At 49.8% G+C, this 21641-nt stretch carries 19 protein-coding genes; 15 read left to right on the top strand and 4 right to left on the bottom strand.

Going from position 1 to position 21641, the window contains the following annotated elements:
* The first annotated feature begins 405 nt into the window (after positions 1-405).
* The 7 genes from BEN74_RS12610 (at position 406) to BEN74_RS12640 (ending at position 8803) form a co-directional block, all read left to right on the top strand.
* Entirely contained in the window at positions 406-1344 is a 939-nt protein-coding gene (locus tag BEN74_RS12610) for an RluA family pseudouridine synthase (protein ID WP_068909708.1), read from the top strand.
* A 414-nt stretch (positions 1345-1758) separates the two neighbouring features.
* A complete protein-coding gene (locus BEN74_RS12615; protein ID WP_068909705.1) occupies positions 1759-2427 on the top strand; it encodes an HAD-IA family hydrolase in 669 nt (222 codons plus the stop codon).
* 417 nt (positions 2428-2844) lie between these two features.
* On the top strand, positions 2845-3642 hold the full coding sequence (locus BEN74_RS12620) for a 2-keto-4-pentenoate hydratase (protein ID WP_068909703.1): 798 nt from the start codon (positions 2845-2847) through the stop codon (positions 3640-3642).
* Positions 3643-3667: 25 nt separating this feature from the next.
* Positions 3668-4564 (top strand): acetaldehyde dehydrogenase (acetylating), encoded by an 897-nt coding sequence (locus BEN74_RS12625; protein ID WP_068909700.1) that lies wholly within the window; start codon positions 3668-3670, stop codon positions 4562-4564.
* A gap of 10 nt (positions 4565-4574) precedes the next feature.
* Positions 4575-5594, top strand: coding sequence for a 4-hydroxy-2-oxovalerate aldolase (gene dmpG, locus BEN74_RS12630; protein ID WP_068909697.1), 1020 nt, complete (start codon positions 4575-4577; stop codon positions 5592-5594).
* A gap of 829 nt (positions 5595-6423) precedes the next feature.
* Positions 6424-7662, top strand: coding sequence for an OprD family outer membrane porin (locus BEN74_RS12635; RefSeq protein ID WP_068909695.1), 1239 nt, complete (start codon positions 6424-6426; stop codon positions 7660-7662).
* A gap of 280 nt (positions 7663-7942) precedes the next feature.
* Positions 7943-8803: an alpha/beta fold hydrolase gene (locus BEN74_RS12640; protein WP_068909692.1), complete on the top strand. Its 861-nt coding sequence runs from the start codon at positions 7943-7945 to the stop codon at positions 8801-8803.
* 386 nt (positions 8804-9189) lie between these two features.
* On the opposite strand, the gene BEN74_RS12645 is transcribed toward BEN74_RS12640, so the two are convergent.
* Positions 9190-9867, bottom strand: coding sequence for a DUF1345 domain-containing protein (locus BEN74_RS12645; RefSeq protein ID WP_068909931.1), 678 nt, complete (start codon positions 9865-9867; stop codon positions 9190-9192).
* A gap of 313 nt (positions 9868-10180) precedes the next feature.
* Positions 10181-11086 (bottom strand): DNA-binding transcriptional regulator HcaR, encoded by a 906-nt coding sequence (gene hcaR, locus BEN74_RS12650; RefSeq protein WP_068909690.1) that lies wholly within the window; start codon positions 11084-11086, stop codon positions 10181-10183.
* Between the two features lie 281 nt (positions 11087-11367).
* Here hcaR and hcaE point away from each other — a divergent pair, with 281 nt between their 5' ends.
* From hcaE to BEN74_RS12685, 7 genes are all read left to right on the top strand, one after another.
* Complete coding sequence (hcaE, locus tag BEN74_RS12655; RefSeq protein ID WP_068909688.1) at positions 11368-12735, top strand: 3-phenylpropionate/cinnamic acid dioxygenase subunit alpha; 1368 nt, start codon at positions 11368-11370, stop codon at positions 12733-12735.
* Positions 12732-13250 (top strand): 3-phenylpropionate/cinnamic acid dioxygenase subunit beta, encoded by a 519-nt coding sequence (hcaF, locus tag BEN74_RS12660; RefSeq protein ID WP_068909686.1) that lies wholly within the window; start codon positions 12732-12734, stop codon positions 13248-13250. Before hcaE ends, hcaF begins: the two co-directional genes overlap by 4 nt.
* On the top strand, positions 13250-13576 hold the full coding sequence (hcaC, locus tag BEN74_RS12665; RefSeq protein ID WP_068909684.1) for a 3-phenylpropionate/cinnamic acid dioxygenase ferredoxin subunit: 327 nt from the start codon (positions 13250-13252) through the stop codon (positions 13574-13576). Before hcaF ends, hcaC begins: the two co-directional genes overlap by 1 nt.
* 2 nt (positions 13577-13578) lie before the next feature.
* Positions 13579-14394 (top strand): 3-phenylpropionate-dihydrodiol/cinnamic acid-dihydrodiol dehydrogenase, encoded by an 816-nt coding sequence (hcaB, locus tag BEN74_RS12670; RefSeq protein WP_068909682.1) that lies wholly within the window; start codon positions 13579-13581, stop codon positions 14392-14394.
* Between the two features lie 402 nt (positions 14395-14796).
* Entirely contained in the window at positions 14797-15762 is a 966-nt protein-coding gene (locus BEN74_RS12675; RefSeq protein WP_068909680.1) for a 3-carboxyethylcatechol 2,3-dioxygenase, read from the top strand.
* 4 nt (positions 15763-15766) lie between these two features.
* Complete coding sequence (gene hcaD / locus BEN74_RS12680) at positions 15767-17005, top strand: 3-phenylpropionate/cinnamic acid dioxygenase ferredoxin--NAD(+) reductase subunit (RefSeq protein ID WP_068909678.1); 1239 nt, start codon at positions 15767-15769, stop codon at positions 17003-17005.
* A gap of 146 nt (positions 17006-17151) precedes the next feature.
* A complete protein-coding gene (locus BEN74_RS12685) occupies positions 17152-18066 on the top strand; it encodes a DMT family transporter (protein ID WP_068909676.1) in 915 nt (304 codons plus the stop codon).
* 12 nt (positions 18067-18078) lie between these two features.
* Here the strand turns inward: BEN74_RS12685 and BEN74_RS12690 are convergent, their stop codons facing one another.
* A complete protein-coding gene (locus BEN74_RS12690) occupies positions 18079-18495 on the bottom strand; it encodes a DoxX-like family protein (protein WP_228200354.1) in 417 nt (138 codons plus the stop codon).
* Entirely contained in the window at positions 18485-18928 is a 444-nt protein-coding gene (locus tag BEN74_RS12695) for a thiol-disulfide oxidoreductase DCC family protein (protein WP_068909672.1), read from the bottom strand. The genes BEN74_RS12690 and BEN74_RS12695 overlap by 11 nt, the downstream gene beginning before the upstream one ends.
* Before the next feature lie 389 nt (positions 18929-19317).
* On the opposite strand from BEN74_RS12695, the gene katG reads away from it, so the two are divergent.
* Positions 19318-21507 (top strand): catalase/peroxidase HPI, encoded by a 2190-nt coding sequence (katG, locus tag BEN74_RS12700; protein WP_068909670.1) that lies wholly within the window; start codon positions 19318-19320, stop codon positions 21505-21507.
* Positions 21508-21641 lie beyond the last annotated feature (134 nt).

A 21641-nucleotide genomic window follows, 5' to 3' on the forward strand; every position in this document is an offset into this window, starting at 1 on the left:
GCTGTAGCCTGAATGCGGCATCAGGGAGCGACTAATCTGATGTGTATCAGTTTACGTTTAAAAACCAACAAAGTTGGCAGCATATTTTTTTGCGGCAGGCTGCTTTATGCATCTTAAGATGCAATTAAACGCAACAGCCTGCAGTTTTGCCGATATAATAAGCCTTCGGCGTCGGCATAATTCTTTAGGGACCTTCCCGCTTAATGTGAGTGTTTAATTGAATAATCAAGTTCAGAGCAATCTGAAATGAACCAACTTTTACTCACTTACGATGGTTTCCGTGCGCTGACTATATCAAACCTTGCATCATCTGCCTATGGGCTAAGCTTATGTTTCTTGTGTAAAGCATAGCCTAAATGATCAGTTTTTAATCAATTTCGGTATTTTTTGGGTCACAGTAACTGTATGAATTCTACACAGCAATGGCAAAACGTCACTTGGTTTGAAGCGGATGAGCATCAGGCCGGTCAGCGCATTGATAATTTCCTGTTTAGCCGCCTGAAAGGCGTGCCGAAAAGCCGGATTTACCGCCTGATCCGCGAAGGCCAGGTGCGGGTGAATAAAAAGCGCATTAAAGCGGAGACCAAGCTGGCAATTGGTGATCAAATCCGTGTTGCGCCAATACGTTACGAGCAAAAAGATGAAACAGCAGCGCCGGTTTCCGACAAAGTGGCGCAGAGCCTGCTCAGCCGGGTGATTTATGAAGATGAAGGCCTGATGGTGGTGAATAAGCCGTCCGGCATTGCGGTGCATGGCGGCAGCGGCGTGGCTTACGGCCTGATTGAAGGCCTGCGGGCAGCGACGGGCAAGAAATATTTAGAACTGATTCACCGCATTGACCGCGACACTTCTGGCTTGGTGATGATCAGCAAAAAGCGCAGTACTTTGAAAAACCTGCAGGACCTGCTGCGCGAGCATAAGATTCAGAAAACCTATGCAGCCATTGTCAAGGGGCAGGTGAGCCTGGATCAGCAGCTGATTGATCAGCCGCTGCTGCGCTATGAACTGGCCAATGGCGAGCGCCGCGTGCGGGTGTCAAAAGAAGGCAAGGAGTCGAAGACTCAGTGGAAAGTGGCGGAGCGCTTCATGCATGCCACTTTGGTCTATGCATCGCCACTGTCCGGGCGCACGCATCAGATCCGCGTGCATGGCTTAAGCATTGGCCATCCGCTGGTCGGCGATGACAAATACGGCCATGAAACTGAATACAAGGGGCCAAAGCCGCGCCGCCTGTGCCTGCATGCAATGCGCCTTGAAATTCCGGGCTATGCGCCGATTGAAGCGCCTTTGCCTGAGGATATGCAGAGCCTTGTTGCGCAGCTGAGAGCGCAGAAGAAGGATTGATTTTTAGCTCAATCCAACTTAGCTTTTGAAATATTCAGTTGAGCCGCATCCCTAGGGTGCTGCTTGAAAGGCGGCATGATGCCCCCTGCTTAGCCTTGCACTGCGCTTTAAAGCGGCGCTTAAGGCTCTTTCAGGGCTTATCATCAAAGGAACAAAGGATTTTTGCTGCTTTTTATCCTTGAAAAGTAAACTAAGCAGATGCAAATCATTTCATTGATTGATGTTAAATAGACTGTGCTTTTGATCACCTCTCCCTAACCCTCTCCTGAGGGGAGCGGGAATGCCGCCTTTTTGAAGATACGGTGGTATTGAATGTATCAAGGTTCTCTTTCATTTTGACTGAGACTTAACTTGAACATGGTTCAGGGGGAGGATGATTAAATTTAATCAGAATTAAATATTGGAAATCCATGCATGAACAAACCTGTAGAACTGATTATCTTTGATTGGGATGGAACTTTATTTGATTCAGTGGGACAGATTGTGGCGAGTTTGCAGTTTGCTGCGCAGCAATTTGTTCAGCCGCTTACTTATGATGATGCCAAAAGCATTATCGGTTTAGGCTTGCCTGAAGTTGCACAGCGCCTATTCCCTCAAGTGCCTGAGCTGCATGCCGAAATTTTGCAATGCTATGCGGAACATTATGTTGCGAACTCAAAAGGTGATGTCTGGTTTGACGGTGTGGCCGATATGTTGAATGGCCTGCGTGAAGCAGGTTTGCAGTTGGCGGTGGCGACAGGAAAAAGCCGTAAAGGCCTGGACCGGGTGCTGGCGCAGACTCAGAGCCAAGCGCTATTTGCGGCAACCCGTGCTGCCAGTGAAACCAAGTCCAAACCGCACCCTTTGATGCTGGAAGAAATCTTAACTGAAACGGGCGTGTCCGCTGAACGCGCGATTATGGTGGGTGATACCAGTTATGACTTGGAAATGGCGCAGAATATTGCCATGCCGAGAATTGGCGTGAGCTATGGCGTGCATACACCTGAAACGTTAAGGCAGTATCAGCCTTTGACGATTGCAGATGATGTGCCAAGCCTGCAGCGGCATTTACTTCAATATGCCGATCTTAAACAAGTGATTTAATCTGTCTTAATTATATTTTGAAATGAGCAGGATTGCCGAACAGTGAGGCGATCCTGTTCGAGTTTGCTATTTTTCTCATCATTTGGTCTTAAACGGCCGCCATCGTTGAATTGAATAAAAAAGATAACGCATCTGTTTACTTGGAAATCACATCGCGCTTGGGCTAAGTCCTTCTTTCTATGTAGCCTATTGGCTCAGAACTAATAGGTTCTAGCTATTGTCATAAATAAAATAAGTATTGGCATAAAAGCCGCAATTTTCCGATTCTAAACTGCCTATTCCGCTACCGCTTTTCTGGAGAGGAGCCGCCGCCCGTAACGGCCCGATGGAATCAATCCCCATATTATTTCCGTCGCGCATTCCCAATGTTCCAGAGCGCGCTATGCGTCAAATTTTTGCAGTTTTAAGGAAACCTAGATGTCGAATTCTGCTGTTGTTGAATCCGTTGCGCAGGCTTTACGTAACGCTGAGCTTACACAGACTGCGATTGCACCCATTCGCCCACAATTGGGCGCGGAACAAGCAGACGTCGATATTGCGTATGCGGTTCAGGAAGTGAATACCCAACGTGCCTTGAAAGAAGGGCGCCGCTTGGTGGGACGCAAAATTGGCCTCACCTCTAAAGTGGTACAAGCGCAACTGGGGGTCAATCAACCTGACTTCGGTATGCTGTTTGCCGATATGGCTTATGGTGATGGTGAAGCCATCCCCGCAGGATTATTGATTCAGCCAAAAGTCGAAGCTGAAATTGCGTTGGTGATTAACAAAGATTTAACCCAAGAAAAACATAGCTATGCGGACATTATTAGCGCTACAGCCTATGCCTTACCCGCGATTGAAGTAGTGGATAGCCGTATTGAAAACTGGAAAATTTCACTGATTGATACCGTGGCAGACAATGCATCTTCTGCGGCATTTGTTTTGGGTTCACGCCCCGTGAAATTGGATCAGCTTGACTTAGTCAACTGCAAAATGACCATGACCCGCGGCGATGAAGTGGTTTCGCAAGGCATTGGTAAAGCCTGTTTAGCCAATCCTTTAAATGCTGCGGTTTGGCTTGCCGATGAGATGGTACGCCGTGGTCGTCCATTGCTTGCGGGAGACATCATTTTAACTGGTGCTTTAGGCCCAATGGTGATTGCACAACCGGGTGATGAATTTAAAGTTGAAATTGAAGGCTTTGGTTCAGTGGTCGCTGCGTTTGCTGCGGAATAAATTGAAATTTTGAGAGAGTAGAGGCATGAAAAAGATTAAATGTGCATTAATCGGTCCGGGAAATATCGGAACAGATTTATTGTATAAGTTGCAGCGCAGCGAATTCCTTGAGCCGGTATGGATGGTCGGCATTGACCCAAGTTCAGAAGGTCTGACCCGTGCAGCGAGTATGGGCTTAAAAACCACAGCAGAAGGTGTGGATGGACTATTGCCACATGTGCTTGCGGATGAGATTCAAATTGCCTTTGATGCGACCTCGGCTTATGTGCATGCGGAAAATAGCCGTAAGTTGAACGAATTAGGTGTGCAGATGATTGACCTGACACCTGCTGCGATTGGTCCATTCTGTGTGCCGCCTGTCAACCTTCAAGAACTCTTGGATGCAGATGAGTTGCCGAATGTGAATATGGTGACCTGCGGCGGTCAAGCCACCATTCCAATGGTCGCTGCGATTTCCCGCGTACAAGCGGTGAGTTATGGGGAAATTATTGCGACCGTTTCGACCAAGTCGGTTGGCCCAGGTACACGTAAAAACATTGATGAATTTACCCGTACCACGGCTGGCGCGATTGAGAAAGTCGGCGGTGCAAAACAAGGTAAAGCCATCATCATTATTAACCCAGCCGAGCCACCACTCATGATGCGCGATACGGTGCATTGTTTAGTTGAAAGTGAACCCGATCAAGCGGCAATTACTGCATCGGTTCAGGCCATGATTGCTGAAGTTCAGAAATATGTACCCGGTTATAAACTGGTGAATGGTCCAGTATTTGATGGCAACCGCGTCTCGATATTCCTTGAAGTAGAAGGCTTGGGTGATTTCTTGCCGAAGTACGCAGGGAATTTGGACATTATGACTGCAGCAGCTGCACGCACTGCGGAAATGTTTGCGGAACGTTTATTGGCTGCGGCGGAAGTATAAGGAGCAACCTATGTCTAAGATTATTGTGCATGATATGACTTTACGTGATGGAATGCATCCGCAGCGCCATCAAACCACTGTTGAGCAAATGATTGCAATTTCAACCGCTTTGGACGACGCAGGTGTGCCGCTGATTGAAGTGACGCATGGTGATGGTTTAGGCGGTTCATCCGTGAACTACGGTTTCGCTGCGGCAACGGATGAAGAGTATTTGTCTGCGGTTGTGCCACGGATGAAGAATGCGAAAGTTTCGGCATTGCTGTTACCAGGAATTGGTACGGTTGACCATTTAAAAATGGCCCATGAAATTGGTGTTTCAACCATTCGTGTGGCAACGCACTGTACCGAAGCGGATTGCTCGGAACAGCATATTACTGCGGCACGTCAGCTAGGGATGGATACCGTTGGTTTCTTGATGTTGGCACACATGGCATCGCCTGCTCAATTGCTTGAAGAAGCGAAAAAGATGGTGTCTTATGGCGCGAACTGTATTTATGTGACTGATTCAGCAGGTTATATGCTGCCGCAAGATGTCACAGACCGTGTCGGTTTACTGCGTCAAGAACTGGACAGCAGTATTGAGCTAGGTTTCCATGGGCATCATAACTTGGGTATGGGCGTAGCAAATACGGTAGCCGCGGTTGATGCAGGTGCAATTCGTGTCGACTTGGCGTCTGCGGGTTTAGGTGCAGGTGCAGGCAATACACCATTGGAATTGTTCATTGCGGTGGCAAACCGTATGGGCCTAGAAACAGGCGTGGATCTGTTTAAAGTACAGGACGTGGCAGAAGATTTGGTGATTCCAATGATGCTGAATCCGATTCGTGCGGACCGTGATGCTGCAACTTTAGGTTATGCAGGTGTCTATTCATCGTTCCTATTGTTCGCAAAACGTGCAGAAGCCAAATATGGTGTCTCTGCGCGTGAAATATTGTTGGAATTGGGTCGTCGTGGGACGGTCGGTGGTCAGGAAGATATGATTGAAGATTTGGCTTTGACCATGTCGAAAGCGAAGGCTGCTTTGGTTTAATTTATTAATTAAAGCTAAGAATCGAAAGCATCTAATGTCAATAAGTTAAGGAGTTTCTCGTAAACTCCTTAACTTTTTTGTTTTTCATAGTTTTGTTTAGTATCTCAAGAATTATATGCTCGGAGCTCGTATGTTACTTTGGATAAGCCCAAATGAGAAACTCAAAATATATTTTGAGTTCGCAAGAAAGGCATCTTGCGGCGCAGTGCGCCTCATCGCAAAACTCGTCATATAGTTGTTATTAAAGAATTAATCGCAGAAACCTTACTTGTAAAATGCAGTCTGCCTCAAACAATTGCGAATGCCATTTTCGCGTATCAAATAAAAATGAGAATTCAAAAGGAAAGCCAATTTTATTCTTAACGGACTAACAATATACTGAGTGATAGTTATTAAATAATCGATTTGGGGGAATACTTTTCTTCCTAGATCTAATGCACACCCATCCAGTTTTAAAGCTATTCAACTTCATCATGCACATATAGAAAATATCTGTGATATGAGCGCTTTTTCTTATAACGCTGCGCCGAAATGAAAAAACTGAATCGAAAAACTTAAACAAAAAAACGCTTAATTATGGCAGTTATTCGGCAAGGGAATTAGCCTGATGCTGGAAAGGCTAGATAGATTCAACATTTCATTACTGCTTGCGAAATTGAGCTAAAAGAGAGTTATTGTAATTTTATCTAAATGAAAAAAGAGCAGTGCGTGCCTTAGCTTTTATATTGCGCTGAGGTGCATTTTCTTAAGACTGTGGTCGGATTTTTTCTGCTCGATGAGTTCCGCATGATGGCGTTTATTGCTTAATGTGATCATTGGAATATACCTCATGCGTCGTCAAACTTTATGGACAGCCATCTGTGCCGCAGCTGCGGCATTAGGTGCAACTGCAACGAATGCAGACTTTATCGACGATAGCCAAGTCCAGTTAAAATTCAAAAATTTCTATTTAGACCGCCAGTATGAAACGCAGCCGCAAAATAACTGGGGCAGCTGGTCACAGGCCATCAGCTTAGATGCCAAATCAGGCTATGCCCAAATTGGCGCATTGCAAGTCGGCGCAGATGTTTTGGTGCAGCATGCTTTGCGTTTAAATGGCCGTGATAAAAATGCCGATTGGGTGCTTCCGCATAATGGACAGGAACAAGCCAGCAATTTCGGCAAAGTCGGTGCCACTTTAAAAGCCAAAGTATCGCAAACGGAATTGAAAGTCGGTGAGCTGCTGCCTGTTTCTCCAGTCTTAGTGTTTGATCCATCGCGTCAGCTGCTGACTACTTATCGCGGCGCATGGTTAGAATCGAAAGAGCTGAAAGATACCAAACTGAGTTTGGCCTATATTGACGGCATCAATGCGCGCTATGACAATCAGTTTCAGGATCTGAGTTTATTCCCAAACAATAACCCAAATACTGCCAAAGCCGCGGACGGGATGTATATCGCGGGGATTGACCATCAGTTTAATTCTGAAGTTGGCGCCAGCTATTGGTATGCAGATGTACAGGACATTTACCAGCAGCATTATGCCGGCATCAATTACAGCACCGCGCTGGGTGCAAATACTAAGCTGGCAAGCCATGTGCGTTATTTTGATAATTCTGAATCTGGTGACAAGCTGTATGGCGAGATTGACAACCAAGCCCTGTCGATGGGGGCGAAATTCAATCATGGTGCACATACGCTTGGTCTGGGCTATCAGCAAATGTTCGGGGAAAATAATTTCCCAACCTTGGCAGGCTGGGTGCCGCAGCCTTATTTAGTGAATTGGTCTGTTGCAACCTTTACCAATGCCAAAGAGAAATCCTGGAATATCTCCTATGGGTATGACTTTGCCGAATTGGGGCTAAAAGGCTTGAATGCCAATGCGATTTACTTTGCAGGCTTTGATGCCAAAGCGGGCGGCAAGACTGATCAGGAAGAACAAGAGCTGAACCTGATTGTGAATTACACTGTACCTGAAGGCAAATTCAAAGGTTTGGGTGTTCAAGCGATGTATATCGATACCGATTACGACTGGAAAAGCGATTTAAAAGAATACCGTGTCGCCACGACCTACAGTTATAAATTCTAATCTTAAGCAGTATGAACAGGGCGATTCTTTTTGAATCGCCCTTTTCCTGCAAAGAAGCTTTGATGTGCAGTGAATAGGCTGAGCAGAGGATTTTTTAAAATATATTGTTTATAAACATATGTTTAAATAATCGTTTTTTTATAGGGTGTGATCGAAAACAACTATCAGTTGCTTGGTTTTGAACAGGTAAGATGGAGCAGTAAAACTGTCGAAATGAACGCATTGATCTGCGGCTGGATGCATAAAGCCAGGCAGATCTAAGGCTGTACGAGGAGTATGTATGAGCACGGTCCAAATCCCGAATTACACCACCGACCCATTTTTTGGCTTGGAAGATAAATGGATTGAAACGGCTGAAGGCGAGTTAACCCATTACCATGAATTGGGTGAAGGCACGCCAATTTTATTTTTACACGGCTCTGGAACAGGGGTTTCGGCGGCTGCCAACTGGTGGCTGAACTTGCCGCAAATTGCTGAGCAGGCCCGCTGTATCGCCATTGACTCGATTGGCTACGGTCAGACCGTTGTGGCAGACGGTACAGCCTACGGCATTCGCGCATGGGTGGATCACGCAGTGCGTACACTGGATGCATTGGGCATTGAAAAAACCTGGCTGGTGGGCAACTCATTGGGCGGCTGGTTAGCTTTCCAAATGGTGCTCGATTATCCAGAACGTGTTTTAGGCATAGTGTCGATGGGTACGGGCGGTGCGAAGCAAACTGCGGCGCTGAAAGCCCATGCCAACCCTGTTTTGACCGAAGAAGGCATCAAAAACACCTTATCGATGTTTGTAGTCGATAAAAGCTTGATTACCGATGAGCTGGTCAAAGTGCGTTATGAAGCGGCCAAAAATGATTATGCTTCAGATCGCTTAATGGATGTGGTCGGTGCGCGTGACCGTGACCGCTTTGAGTTCCCGCTGGATTTTGAAAAAATGAAAGGCATCCAAGTGCCTGTGCTGCTGATTCATGGCGTGCAGGATGTGGTGATTCCGGTGTCGCGCTCATGGGATATTTTAAATACCGTGCCATTTGCCGATGCGCATATTTTCAGCCAGTGCGGACACTGGTCACAGGTGGAAAAAGCCGAAGAATTCAACACGGTGATTAAAGACTATTTAAGCGCGCGCGGCGTGAAATGATTGCTGCGCTGCAGTGCAAAAGGGATGGCGAAGGCATTGCTGTCCCATAGCTGAGTCAAATAAACTTCGGATACATGGGTGCGGCAGGGATGCCGCACGCTGCCCATCACGGCAAGGATGCCGTGTATGGGCAGCAAAGACTTTTGCCTACTTTGAGTCTTTTCAAAGTAGGGTCTTGCCTGCGCAAAGGCGTTTAAACTTTATAAAGGAAAAATGAGGCAGTGCGGGCGCTAAAACTTAAGAGCGCATAAGCCTCCTGCTTTTTTGCGCAAAAAAATAATATATAGTTGTTTTTAATTAATATTTTAACTGTATTGGAAAACCATGTAGTTGTAATGCTGATAAAAATGCGGGACAGTGCTGGTGCAGGCCATCCCTGTCTATTTTCAAGGCTGAATAAAGCCGGCAGCGATATTGATGCTGATTGCCAAAATCGTGGTATTGAAGCCGTAAGCCAATAAGATGTGCAGGATATTCAGCACGCGCATGGAGCGGGAGGTAATGGCCACATCCGCAGTCTGCGCGGAAGTGCCGATCACATAGCTGAAGTACAGGAAGTCTGGATAAGCCGGATGCGGCGTTTTAGGAAAATCCAGCCCGCCCTGCTGATGCTTTTCCAGAGCCAGATAAAAGTCATGCGCATAATGAATGGCGAAGACCGTATGCATGAAAAACCACGCGCAGAGAATGGTCAGAATGGAAAGCGCCAGATGGCCCAGGCGGATGGCCGGGTCGAGCGGCAAATGATTCACCTCCACCACAATCGCAATAAAGCACATCACCAGCGTCAGGAAAACCAGCAGCAGAATCAGCCATTTGCTGGCGTCCTGCTGCTGCGCGCGCTGCAGAATGTGCAGATGATCCGCATGCCAGAGCTTGCGCATGGTGAAAATCAGATAGCAGGAAACCGCAATGTTCCAGCTGATCAGCAGGCAGGTTGACCAGGTCCACGGGCTGAGCGCCTGCAGGGCGCCGAACAGCAGAATGGTCATTAAAAAGGACACAAAGAAATAAGGGCGGTATTGCACGCCGGTTTTAAGGCTGGAAAACGGCTGAAGCTTCATCATGCGTCCTTAATTCTTGAATTCTTATGGGGCTGCCAAGGAAGAATCTAGCGCAGATCGCTGCCGATAGTCCAATCCGCCGGCGCCGCGCTTATTAGACTTAAGTGGTAATTTGGCCGGCGCGCAAAACAGTTTATCAATTCATAAACTGAAATTTATTGGTTATTTTCCATCAAGGGCAGGGCGCTGGCAGGCAAACTGCATCAGGACAGCGCCGCTTTTGCCTGCAGGATGCATATTTTTTGCGCAAAAAAAGCGCCATTATCAATTCAGGAAATAATGGCGCTGCGTGCAGCCGGGCTTTGGGCAAAAGCTAAGGCTGCTCGCGGGTAATGTCCAGATAGAAAACCCGGGTCAGCAGCTCAATGAATTTCTGCACGGCGGCCGAGCTGCTGTTTTTGCGGCTGCTGACATACAGGTCCAGATACGGCAGTTCAATGTCCAGCGGGCGGATTACGGTATTGCTCATGGTCAGCGGCGCAATGTAGCCCGGCAGGATGGTGCAGCCGAGGCCCATGCCGATCGAGTTGATATTGAACAGGATATTGTCGGCTTTCTGGACAATGTTGAACTCAATATTATTGGCTTTGGCAAAATCCAGAATGGCGGTATGCAGGGTCAGGGACTGCTCGGCTGCCGGAATGATAAAATCAATACCATTTAAAGCCTTAACAGGAATGCGCTCATATTTGGCCAGAGGATGGTCTTGCGGCAGAATGAAAATCAGCGGTTCGCGCAGCACGAACTGGCTTTCAATTTCATCGTTATGGAAATTATGCCGGGTAAAGGTGACATCCAGTTCGCCTTTTTTCAGCAGCTTCATCTGCTCAAGGTTGTTGAGGCTCAGCAGCTCAATCTTCAAGTCCGGATTCTGCACCCGCAGGTTCGGCAGCACATAGGGGAAGATTTTCATTTCCGCCACAGGCACAAAGCCGATGCGCAGCATCTGCTGCTTGGCCTGCGACACCTGGCGCGCCATGGCAATGGCTTTGTCGGCCTGCGCCAGCGTTAGGCGGGCCTGCTCCAGAAATACCGCGCCTTCTTCGGTCAGTTCCACTTTGCGCTTGGTGCGGTGCAGCAGGCGCACCCCGACATCCTCTTCCAAATCCTTAATCTGCTGGCTGAGCGAAGGCTGAGCGGTGTAAAGCTTAAGCGCAGCCCTGCTGAAATTGAGTTCTTCAGCAACCGTAATGAAGTAGCGCAGGTGTCGTAATTCCATATAATCCGCCCAGTGAGTAATCCAAAAAATGTCTTACTATAATTTCGCGCCAGTATAATCTATAAACAACTATGCCGTGAAGATGATTTTGATATTTAGAAAATAAATGGGCTTAGCGCGCTTATGGCTGTTTCCGTATAAGCGGCTGCAGTTCTAGTAAGTTCTTAAACCTATTAATTGAAACAAAAAAAATATTTCACCAAAAGCTGCTGAAAATCCATCATCGCTGAAAAGTTGAGTCTATTTACGTTGTGCCGCTGCCGGTCACAGGAGAGCTTTTCATGAATGGAAAAATTGATGTGCGCGAAATCGACGCTTTGGTCGATGCGCAAAATGGCCGCATCTCGCCGTCGATCTATACAGACCCGGATCTGTACGAACTCGAGCTTGAGCGCGTGTTCGGCCGCACCTGGCTGTTCCTTTGCCATGAAAGCCAAATTCCTAAGGCGGGCGATTTCTTCAATACCTACATGGGCGAAGACCCGATTATTGTGGCGCGCCAAAAAGACGGCTCAATCAAAGCCTTTCTGAATCAGTGCCGGCACCGCTCCATGCGCGTCAGCTTTGCTGACTGCGGCAATACCCGCGCCTTTACCTGCCCATATCATGGCTGGTCATATGGGGTAGATGGCTCACTGAAAGATATTCCGCTGGAAGACCGCGCCTTCCCGCAAGGCGCCTGCAAAGAAAAATGGGGCCTGGTTGAAGTCAACCGCGTAGAGTCTTATAAAGGGCTGATTTTCGGCTGCTGGGATGAAACCACACCCGATTTAATTGAATATATGGGCGACATCGCCTGGTATTTGGATGGCGTGGTCGACCGCCGTCCGGGCGGGACGGAAATCATCGGCGGGGTGCACAAATGGGAAATCGAGTGCAACTGGAAATTTGCAGCGGAACAGTTTGCCTCTGACCAGTACCATGCCTTGTTCTCACATGCCTCTGCGATCCAGGTTTTGGGCGCCAAACCGGATGATGATTCTTCTAAAAAACTCGGTGCAGCGCAAACCGCGCGTCCAGTCTGGGAAACCGCCAAAGACGCCATTCAGTACGGTTCACGCGGCCATGGTTCAGGCTTCTTCTTTACAGAGAAGCCCGATGCAAACGTCTGGGTAGATGGTGAAGTAGCCAACTACTTCCGTGAAACTTTTGAAGAAGTCAAAGAGCGTTTAGGCGAAGTCCGCGCGCTGCGCCTTGCAGGTCACAATACCATGTTCCCGACCATGTCATGGCTGAACGGCACAGCAACCCTGCGGGTATGGCATCCGCGCGGCCCTAACAAAACTGAAGTCTGGGCATTCTGCATTGCCGATGCTGAAGCTTCGCAGGAAGTCAAAGAAGCCTTTGAGCGTTCTGCAACGCGCGCCTTTGGGCCTGCGGGTTTCCTTGAGCAGGATGATTCGGAAAACTGGATTGAAATCCAGAAAGTACTGCGCGGCTATAAAGCGCGCAACAACCCGTTGATCATGGAAATGGGCTTGGGCAATGAAAAAGTCCGTGAAGACGGCATTCCGGGCATTACCAACTACATTTTTTCTGAAACCGCAGCGCGCGGCTTATACCGCCGCTGGGCAGATTTGCTGATTCATGACACATGGGAAGAGGTCGAAAAAGCCGCGGATGAATATGAGCAGGAGCTGATGAAATGAGCCAGATCAGTTTAGAACTTCAGCATCAGATCAGCCAGTTCCTTTACCGTGAAGCAAAGCTGCTGGACGACTGGAAATTCCGCGAGTGGCTGGACGTTTTGGCGGACGATATTGCCTATACCCTGCGCACCACGCCAAATGCGCAAACCCGCGACCGCCGCCGTTCAGTTGAGCCGCCAACCACGTGGGTGTTTAACGATTCTAAGGATTTGCTGGAACGCCGTGTCGCGCGCTTGGAAACAGGCATGGCGTGGGCTGAAGAACCGCCATCCCGCACCACGCATATGGTGTCCAATGTGATTGTTGAAGCGGCTGAAGTTGAAGGCGAATACGATGTGTATGTCACCTATTTGCTGTACCGCACCCAGAAAGAAAAAGATGTCACCATCTACTGCGGCAAGCGCCACGACAAGATCCGCAAAGTAGATACCGGGCAAGGCTTCCAGATTTTCAACCGTAAGATCACCTTAGACCAGGTGACTTACAACTCCCATAACCTGAGTGTGTTCTTCTAATGAATAAGATTTTTGTGTGCCAAATCGATGAATTGGACGAAGGCGAAGCGTTGAAAGTGGACTGCGGTGTGAACGGTATTGAAGCGCTGGCAGTCTTCAATAATGGCGGCGAGTTCTTTGCGATGAATGACCGCTGTTCGCATGGCAATGCTTCAATGTCTGAAGGTTATCTGGAAGATGACGGCACGGTGGAATGCCCGCTGCATTCTGCGCGCTTTTGTTTAACAACAGGTCAGGCTTTATGCCTGCCTGCAACCGATCCTATTCAGACTTTTCCTGTAATTGTGGAAAACGGTCAATTATTTGTTGAAATGGCAGGGGCATAGGCATGGGCTGGCTGCAAGGTGAAGTTGCGCTGATTACAGGCGGCGGCTCAGGTCTGGGCTGGGCATTGGTTGAGCGCTTTTTAGCAGAAGGCGCGCAGGTGGCTGTGCTGCAGCGTTCACAGGCCAAAGTCGAGGCGTTGCAGGCGCATTTCGGAGACCGCATCCTTGCGATTGCGGGCGACGTGGCCTGCTATGAAGACAACGTCCGCGCCGTGAATGCCACGCTTGAGCGTTTCGGCAAACTGGACTGTTTTGTCGGCAATGCCGGCATTTGGGATCATTATGCCGATATCGTCAATACTTCGGGTGAGCAGCTGGAAAAAGCCTTTGATGAAATTATGGGCATTAACACCAAGTCGCTCATCTTGGGGGCAAAAGCTGCACTGGATGCATTGATCGCTTCTGAAGGGTCAATCATATTTACTTTGTCTAATTCAGCCCTGTATTCCGCAGGCGGAGGCCCGGTGTATACAGCCTCTAAGCACGCAGGTGTGGGCGTGATGAAGGAATTGGCCTATGAACTTGCGCCTAAAGTGCGGGTGAATGCCGTGGCGCCGTCAGGCATGAATGTCAATATCAAAGGCGCAGCGTCTTTGGGTCAGGAGAACTTGGGCCTGCTTGATGCGCGCGACCCTGAAAAGATTGCCCGCGGCATGCCGCTGAATTTCCTGCCTGAACCTGAAGACATGACGGGTTCATACGTTCTATTGGCATCACGTCAGAACAACCGTCCGCTGACGGGTGTTTTGATCAATGCCGAATGCGGTTTAGGCATTCGTGGTTTACGCCAACCCCGTGCTGGGTTCTTTGATGAGTGATTGATTCACTGAACTGCTCATCATCTAGGGATCTTCGGAGCTTTGAAACGTAAAGAAATCTCGAATCTAAATTAGGGTTGATGAGTATTTCAAAAATCTTGGGTACGCGGAAAAGTCATTCGCAATTGTTTGAGGCAGGACTAAAGCTAAAACGAAATGTTTCTGTGACCTGTTAATGTCGTGATGGTTGTTGCCGAGTTTTGCGAATGACAATGGTTTTGCCTACTTTTCCCAAAAGAAAAGTAGGCCGAACCGAAGGTTAGTCCGAAAGTTTATGCTTTATTGGAAAGACTCCGCTTCATCATTTCAACGCTTAATTTTGACCCAGCCTTTATATTGAAATCTTTGCATATATTAAGGAAACACAGTCATTAAGCGACGGTTTCTATTTTGGAGTCACACATGGCCGTTAAACTCATTTGTGCATCGCACAGTCCCTTAATGGAATTTGCTGCACCTCAAGACCGCGCTCAAGAGCAAAAAGTGCGTGAAACGTTTTCTAAATTGGCGGCTGAAGTGGCCGCTTATGATCCGACGCTCATCATTGCTTTTGGCCCAGACCATTTTAATGGCTTTTTCTATGACCTGATGCCGAGCTTCTGTGTCGGCATCCGTGCAACTGCGGCAGGCGATTGGGATTACGGCAAAGACAATGCCCACATCAATGTGCCTGAAGAAACCGCGCTTCATTTGGTGCGCCGCGTGCTGGATGACGGTGTCGACACTGCCTATTCCTACCGGATGCAAGCTGACCATGGCGTGACGCAGCCGCTGCATTTCCTGTGCGGCGGGCAGCTGGACCGCTATCCGACCATCCCGATTTTTATTAATGGCGCAGCAGCGCCGATGCCGACCGCCAAGCGAACCATCGCTTTGGGACGCGCTGTTGGACAATTTATTCAGTCTTTAAATCTTGAAAATGAACGAGTCCTAATTTTAGGGACAGGCGGGCTTTCACATGATCCGCCGACACCGCAAATGGGCGCTGTACCGCCAGAAGTGGAAGAGTTTCTGATTTGCGGCCGCAACCCAAGCGCTGAAGCGCGTCATGCGCGCCAAGCCAAGATCATTGCCGTGGGGCAAAAACTGGCAGCCGGCGATCAATCTGTCGCTGTGCCGCTCAATCCTGAGTGGGATATTGCGCTGCTGGAAAAATTCAAGCAGGCTGACTTTGCAGCCCTTGAAGCCATGAGCGAGGCGGATATCCGCCGTGATGGCGGGCGCGGCGGGCAGGAAGTCCGTTCTTGGATGGCGGCATTTGCAGCCTTGCATGAAATTGGGGACTATGAGATGACCACGCACTGCTATGAAGACATCAGCGAGTGGATTGCGGGCTTTGGCATTGTATCGGCAGAGTTAAAAGGTTAATTAAATGAGCAATATCGAAACCATCGTCATCATCGGTGCAGGGCAGGCAGGCGCAAGCGCGATTTTAGAACTCCGCGGCAGTAAGTTTGAGGGCAAAATCATCCTGATTGGGGATGAAGCGCATTTGCCTTATGAGCGTCCGCCTTTGTCAAAGGATGTGATTTTAAAGCCCGATGAAACCAAGGTTGAGATTTTATCGGAAGAGAAGTTGGCAGCCTTGGGTGTGGAACATATTCGCGGCAATGGCGCAGTCAAAATTAACCCTGAAGCAAAAACTGTTGAACTGCAAAAGGGCGATGTGATTGCTTATGACAAACTGCTGCTTGCCACAGGCGGCGCCGCGCGACGCTTGCCGAATTTCGATGCGCTCGGCCAACACGTTTATACCCTGCGCAATTTGGAAGATTCGCAAGCGCTGGTGCCGGTGCTCCAGGCAGGGCAGCGGATTGTCTTGATTGGCGGCGGGGTGATTGGCTTAGAGTTGGCTTCCTCTGCGCGCTTTAAAGATTGCCAGGTGACCGTGATTGAAATGGGGCCGATGGTGATGGGGCGTTCATCTCCCCGGATCTTAAGCGAGTTTTTATTGGCGCAGCAGCGCCTCGCGGGTGTCGATGTCCGCCTTTCAAGCTCAATTGCAGGCTGCCGCCTTGAGCAAAATCCGCAAGGTGAAGAAGTTGTGATTAGCTTAGAAGGCGGTGAGGAGCTGCGTGCGGATGCAGTGATTTACGGCATTGGCATTGTGCCGAATGCACAGCTGGCGGCAGAGGCTGGTTTAGCGGTTGATGTTGCCATTCAAGTGAATGAGCATGGGCAAACCTCAAACCCAGATATTTACGCAGCAGGCGATGTGGCCACGCAGCTTCGTGCGGATGGGCAGTACCGCCGTGTTGAAACATGGGAAAATGCCAATCTGCAGGCTGGAATTTTTGCGCGCCATATTATGGGCATTCAGCATCCGGCGCCGAATCCTGCATGGTTCTGGACGGATCAGCTCGATATCAACTATCAGTTCGCCGGCGATATGGCGGCAGAAGAGTGGATTGTCCGCGGGGAAATTCAGCCTGAGCAGCGCGCAGCCTCTTCATTTGTCCTGTTCGGCGTAACCGATGGCATCATTGTGGGCGGAATTACCGTCAATGCAGCCAAAGAAATGCGCCATTTGAAAAAGATGATCGCCAAACAAGCCGTGTTTGAAGCGGAAAAGCATCTTGATTTAAGCCTGGACTTGCGCAAAGCCGCCTAAGTCCTGCGCGCTTTAATTTAAGCAGGCCTCTGCTATGCGCCGGCCTGCTTTTTTTATTGGGCCTGAAAATCAGCACAGCGCAGGTGATCACGGGGCGGGCTTTATTTTGGGCCTTGGCTAGAATTTAACTTGCGGCAGAACAGTCTATGAACTCAAATTCATCCTCAATGCTCGCCACGGCCGGCATTTATGCTTTGCTGGTGCTGATTTGGGCTGCAACGCCGCTGGCGATTGTGTGGAGCGTGGCGGAAGTCCATCCGATGTGGGTGCTGATCATCCGCTACTTCGGCGCTTCGCTCATCGCATTGCTGCTGCTGAAGCTGATGCGTGATCCGCTGCCTTTTGATGCCGCCTCGCTGAAAAGCTATCTGGCGGGCAGCCTGAATTTAATCGGCGCGCAGCTGTTTATTTATCTGGCGGCCGGCTATCTGACCTCCGGCCTGATGGCGCTGCTTTTCGGCTTTTCGCCGCTGATTGCCGGCTTAATCGGCCATATGGTTTTAAAAACCCAGAAGCTGATCGGGCTGCAATGGCTGGGCATGGCCATTGCGGTGGGCGGGCTCAGCTTTGTCTTTGCTGATTCTGCAGACAGCAGAGTCAATCCCATCGGCATTGCGCTGATGCTGATCAGCATTGTGTCCTATATCAGCTCAATCTTTTGGGTGAAGCGGATTGATGCGCCCCTCAGTCCGATGTCGCAGGCCGCCGGTTCGCTGATCATTTCCGCGCTTGGCTCGCTAATATTGATCCCATTTATTTGGCGGCATTTCCCAGCGCAGCTGCCCGGCCTGCATGCCGTCATCGGCTTCTTATTTACCATGATCATGTCGTCAATTGTCGCGATGCTGTGCTATTTCTGGCTGATCCGCCGTTTGGCGGCTTCAGCGGTAGCGCTGAGCAATGTGATGACCCCGGTGATTGCATTGGCTTTAGGCGCGGCGCTGAATCATGAACAGGTCAGCCCGCGCGCTTTTATCGGCATTGCCGCGGTAATGCTGGGCATTCTGATGTATTTCTGGACAGACTGGCGCCGGCAGTATTTTGCCAAGTTTTCACGCTAGGCTGCAGTGGCGCTAGCTTTCAGCTGCCGGCCTTGGAGCTTCCGCAATCCGCAGCAGCTGGATTGCGCAGGCTGAAAGCGCCGCCATCGCACCATTCATGACAAAGGGGTTGAACGCCTTGCTGAAATAAAGCGGCTCCAGCGCAATGATCAGCAGGCTCAGGCCCAGCATCGCCAGAATATTCAGGCCGTGCAGCAGCCGGGACGGCTTGAGCATCAGCAGCAGGCATCCGAACATCATTTCCGCGGCGCCTGACAGCTGCATCAGCCTAAGCGCAAGGCCTGCATCAAAACCCTGCAGCAGCCAGATGCGCAGCTCATCCTGCGCCTGAAACAGAATTTTGGGCACCAGCCCCTGATAAATCCAGAGCGCAGCCAGGCTGAGCTGAATCGTCCTGATTGGCGGCTGCAGCGTCCGCTTAAGATTCACGGACAGCATTTTCCAGAAAATGGCGCTTATTTTCAGCGCTGGGAATCAGGCATTGACTGGTTTTGCCAAACAGCCGGTAGCGGTTCAGCGCAACCCGGCGGTAAAGGAAATCCCGCACTGGCCGTGGAATGGCGTAGCCCGCATCCATTAGGACAAAGGGCCAGCCCAGATAATGCATGGCTTTCAGCAGCGCGGTGGATTCGGTATGCAGCTGGCCGTTCAGAATGACGAGCATGGTGGTGTAATGCGCCGTAGACATGCCGTAATGCTGCAGAATCGCTTCGCCCAGCGGCGACTGCGCAGAGGCCAGCTTGAATTTGGCTTGCGGATCATGCCTGATCAGGAATTTGGCCCAGCCATTGCAGATCACGCAAACGGCGTCAAACAGGATGATGTCATGCTGCTGAATCATGGCGGCGGTATTGTTTTGCATAGCTTTATTTATTGTTGAGGCTTCAGGCCAATATAGCGGAGCTGCAGGGGGAAGGACAGGAAAATTTGCGCAGGCGGACAGCTTTCTGCGGCAGCTAGACAGGAGGCTGCCGGGGCAAAATCCATGATCGGTTTATGCGCAGGGCCTGATCAAAATATCCAATCGCGCCGGCTGCTGCCCGCATCGGCTGTGGCGCTGCGGAAATTGCCCCGCATCTTTTTGAAAATTAAAAAGTCTTTTTTTCTTAATGTGTTAGATAGGCAAATTCGATTGTATCCATTCGTTAAATTTGCTTTAGCTTGCCAAGGAAAACCGCTATGTTGATGGAGTAAATCATGCAGAAACAATTCAAGTAAAAAATCACTTTAAGACAATTGTGGAGCTTAAACATGACGGATAATTCGCAAGCTGCAGGCAAATGCCCCTTTCATCAGCAGGGAGGCAATACCAGCATCGCCAGCTCAAATACCGGCTGGTGGCCGAATGCCTTGAATCTTGACATCCTGTCGCAGCACGACAGCAAAACCAATCCGCTTGACCCCGGCTTTGACTATGCCGAAGCCTTTAAATCGCTGGATCTGGAGGCGGTAAAGCAGGACCTGCGCGAGCTGATCAGCAGCAGCCAGGACTGGTGGCCGTCCGATTACGGTAGCTACATCGGCATGTTTGTGCGCACGGCATGGCATCTGGCCGGCTCATACCGCAAGCAGGACGGGCGCGGCGGCGCCAATACCGGCAACCAGCGCTTTGCGCCGCTGAACAGCTGGCCGGATAACGTCAATACCGACAAAGGCCGGCGCCTGCTGTGGCCGATCAAGAAGAAATACGGCAATAAAATTTCATGGGGCGACCTGATTATTCTGGCCGGTACTGTGGCTTATGATGTTGCGGGCCTGAAAACCTTCGGCTTTGGCGGCGGCCGCATCGACATCTGGCACCCGGAAAAGGACATTTACTGGGGTGAAGAGCATCAATGGCTGGCGCCGACTGAAAACCGCTATGCCGATGATCAGGACCGCCAGTCGCTGGAAAATCCATTAGCCGCGGTGCAGATGGGCCTGATCTATGTCAATCCTGAAGGGGTTGATGGGGTACAAGACCCGCTGCGTACTGCACAGGATATGCGCGTGACTTTTGACCGCATGGGCATGGATGATGAAGAAACCGTAGCGCTGACCGCAGGCGGTCACACCGTGGGCAAGGCGCACGGCAACGGCAAAGCCGAAAACTTAGGCGCAGATGTGGAAAGCGCGGATGTTGAGTTCCAAGGCCTAGGCTGGCACAACTCTGAAGGCACAGGCAACGGCGCAAACACCATGGTCAGCGGCTTGGAAGGCGCTTGGACGACTCATCCGACCAAATGGGACAATGAGTTTTTCTATCTGCTGTTCACCTATGAATGGCAAAAAACCACCAGTCCTGCGGGCGCGAAACAGTGGGAACCGGTCAACATCAAAGAGGAAGACAAGCCGGTTGATGCGCATAACCCGAATGTGCGCCGCAACCCGATGATGACCGATGCTGATATGGCGTTGAAAATGGACCCTGAATACCGCAAGATTTCAGAGCGTTTCTACAAAGACCCTGCCTATTTGGCAGAAGTCTTTGCCCGCGCCTGGTACAAGCTGACGCACCGCGACATGGGGCCGAAATCCCGCTACTTAGGCGCAGATGTGCCTGCGGAAGATTTAATTTGGCAAGACCCGATTACTGCTGTGGATTACACCCTCACTGAAGCTGAAATTGATGAGCTGAAAGCAAAGCTGCTGAACAGCGGTTTAACTTCTGTTGAATTGATCAATACTGCATGGGACAGCGCGCGCACATACCGCGGCTCGGACTTCCGCGGCGGCGCCAACGGCGCGCGCATCCGCCTTGCGCCGCAAAAAGACTGGGCGGGCAATGAGCCTGAGCGTTTAGCCAAAGTTTTAGCCAAGCTTGAAGAAATTCAGGCAAGCCTTGCGAAAAAAGTCAGTATTGCAGATCTGATTGTACTGGGCGGTACGGCAGCTGTTGAAAAAGCCGCGCAGGCTGCAGGTGTGAATATCAAAGTTCCGTTCCTTGCAGGACGAGGTGATGCGACTCAGGAACAGACCGATGCCTATTCATTCGCTGACCTTGAGCCGAAGCACGACGGCTACCGCAACTTTGTAAAAGAAGACTATTCGGCGCAGCCTGAAGAGATGCTGCTGGACCGCACGCAATTGATGGGCCTGACTGCGCCTGAAATGACCGTGCTGATTGGCGGCATGCGGGTTTTGGATACCAATTACGGCGGCGCCAAAGAGGGCGTATTCACCAGCCGTGCGGGCGTGCTGAGCAATGATTTCTTTGTGAATCTGACCGACATGAACAATACATGGAAACCGGTCGGGAAGAACCGTTACGAAATCCGTGACCGCGCAACCGGCGCCATGAAATGGACGGCGACACGTGTCGACTTGGTATTCGGTTCAAACTCAATTTTGCGTTCTTATGCGGAAGTTTATGCACAGGATGACAACAAAGAGAAGTTTGTAAAAGACTTTGTTGCCGCTTGGGTGAAAGTGATGAATGCAGACCGTTTTGATGTGAAGTGATTGATTGAAGATGGAAAAACCGCCTGAGGGCGGTTTTTTTGCGGGATGATGTTCTTTGATATAAAAAGCTGAAATTTTAGATGTTTAGCTTTTTGTTTTGCAAGATTTTGATATTATTTAATTTATATTTTTAA

Source organism: Acinetobacter sp. WCHAc010034 (genome assembly GCF_001696615.3).
In the GTDB taxonomy this organism is placed as follows: Bacteria; Pseudomonadota; Gammaproteobacteria; order Pseudomonadales; family Moraxellaceae; genus Acinetobacter.

Bases quoted from the DNA above. Each gene is read 5' to 3' on its own strand.
- BEN74_RS12615 (WP_068909705.1), top strand. From the start codon at position 1,759: ATGAACAAACCTGTAGAACTGATTATCTTTGATTGGGATGGAACTTTA.
- BEN74_RS12625 (WP_068909700.1), top strand. From the start codon at position 3,668: ATGAAAAAGATTAAATGTGCATTAATCGGTCCGGGAAATATCGGAACA.
- katG (WP_068909670.1), top strand. From the start codon at position 19,318: ATGACGGATAATTCGCAAGCTGCAGGCAAATGCCCCTTTCATCAGCAG.
- hcaR (WP_068909690.1), bottom strand. From the start codon at position 11,086: ATGGAATTACGACACCTGCGCTACTTCATTACGGTTGCTGAAGAACTC.
- hcaD (WP_068909678.1), top strand. From the start codon at position 15,767: ATGAGCAATATCGAAACCATCGTCATCATCGGTGCAGGGCAGGCAGGC.
- BEN74_RS12620 (WP_068909703.1), top strand. From the start codon at position 2,845: ATGTCGAATTCTGCTGTTGTTGAATCCGTTGCGCAGGCTTTACGTAAC.
- BEN74_RS12640 (WP_068909692.1), top strand. From the start codon at position 7,943: ATGAGCACGGTCCAAATCCCGAATTACACCACCGACCCATTTTTTGGC.
- BEN74_RS12695 (WP_068909672.1), bottom strand. From the start codon at position 18,928: ATGCAAAACAATACCGCCGCCATGATTCAGCAGCATGACATCATCCTG.
- hcaF (WP_068909686.1), top strand. From the start codon at position 12,732: ATGAGCCAGATCAGTTTAGAACTTCAGCATCAGATCAGCCAGTTCCTT.
- hcaB (WP_068909682.1), top strand. From the start codon at position 13,579: ATGGGCTGGCTGCAAGGTGAAGTTGCGCTGATTACAGGCGGCGGCTCA.
- BEN74_RS12675 (WP_068909680.1), top strand. From the start codon at position 14,797: ATGGCCGTTAAACTCATTTGTGCATCGCACAGTCCCTTAATGGAATTT.
- BEN74_RS12685 (WP_068909676.1), top strand. From the start codon at position 17,152: ATGAACTCAAATTCATCCTCAATGCTCGCCACGGCCGGCATTTATGCT.
- hcaC (WP_068909684.1), top strand. From the start codon at position 13,250: ATGAATAAGATTTTTGTGTGCCAAATCGATGAATTGGACGAAGGCGAA.
- hcaE (WP_068909688.1), top strand. From the start codon at position 11,368: ATGAATGGAAAAATTGATGTGCGCGAAATCGACGCTTTGGTCGATGCG.
- BEN74_RS12610 (WP_068909708.1), top strand. From the start codon at position 406: ATGAATTCTACACAGCAATGGCAAAACGTCACTTGGTTTGAAGCGGAT.
- BEN74_RS12645 (WP_068909931.1), bottom strand. From the start codon at position 9,867: ATGAAGCTTCAGCCGTTTTCCAGCCTTAAAACCGGCGTGCAATACCGC.
- dmpG (WP_068909697.1), top strand. From the start codon at position 4,575: ATGTCTAAGATTATTGTGCATGATATGACTTTACGTGATGGAATGCAT.
- BEN74_RS12635 (WP_068909695.1), top strand. From the start codon at position 6,424: ATGCGTCGTCAAACTTTATGGACAGCCATCTGTGCCGCAGCTGCGGCA.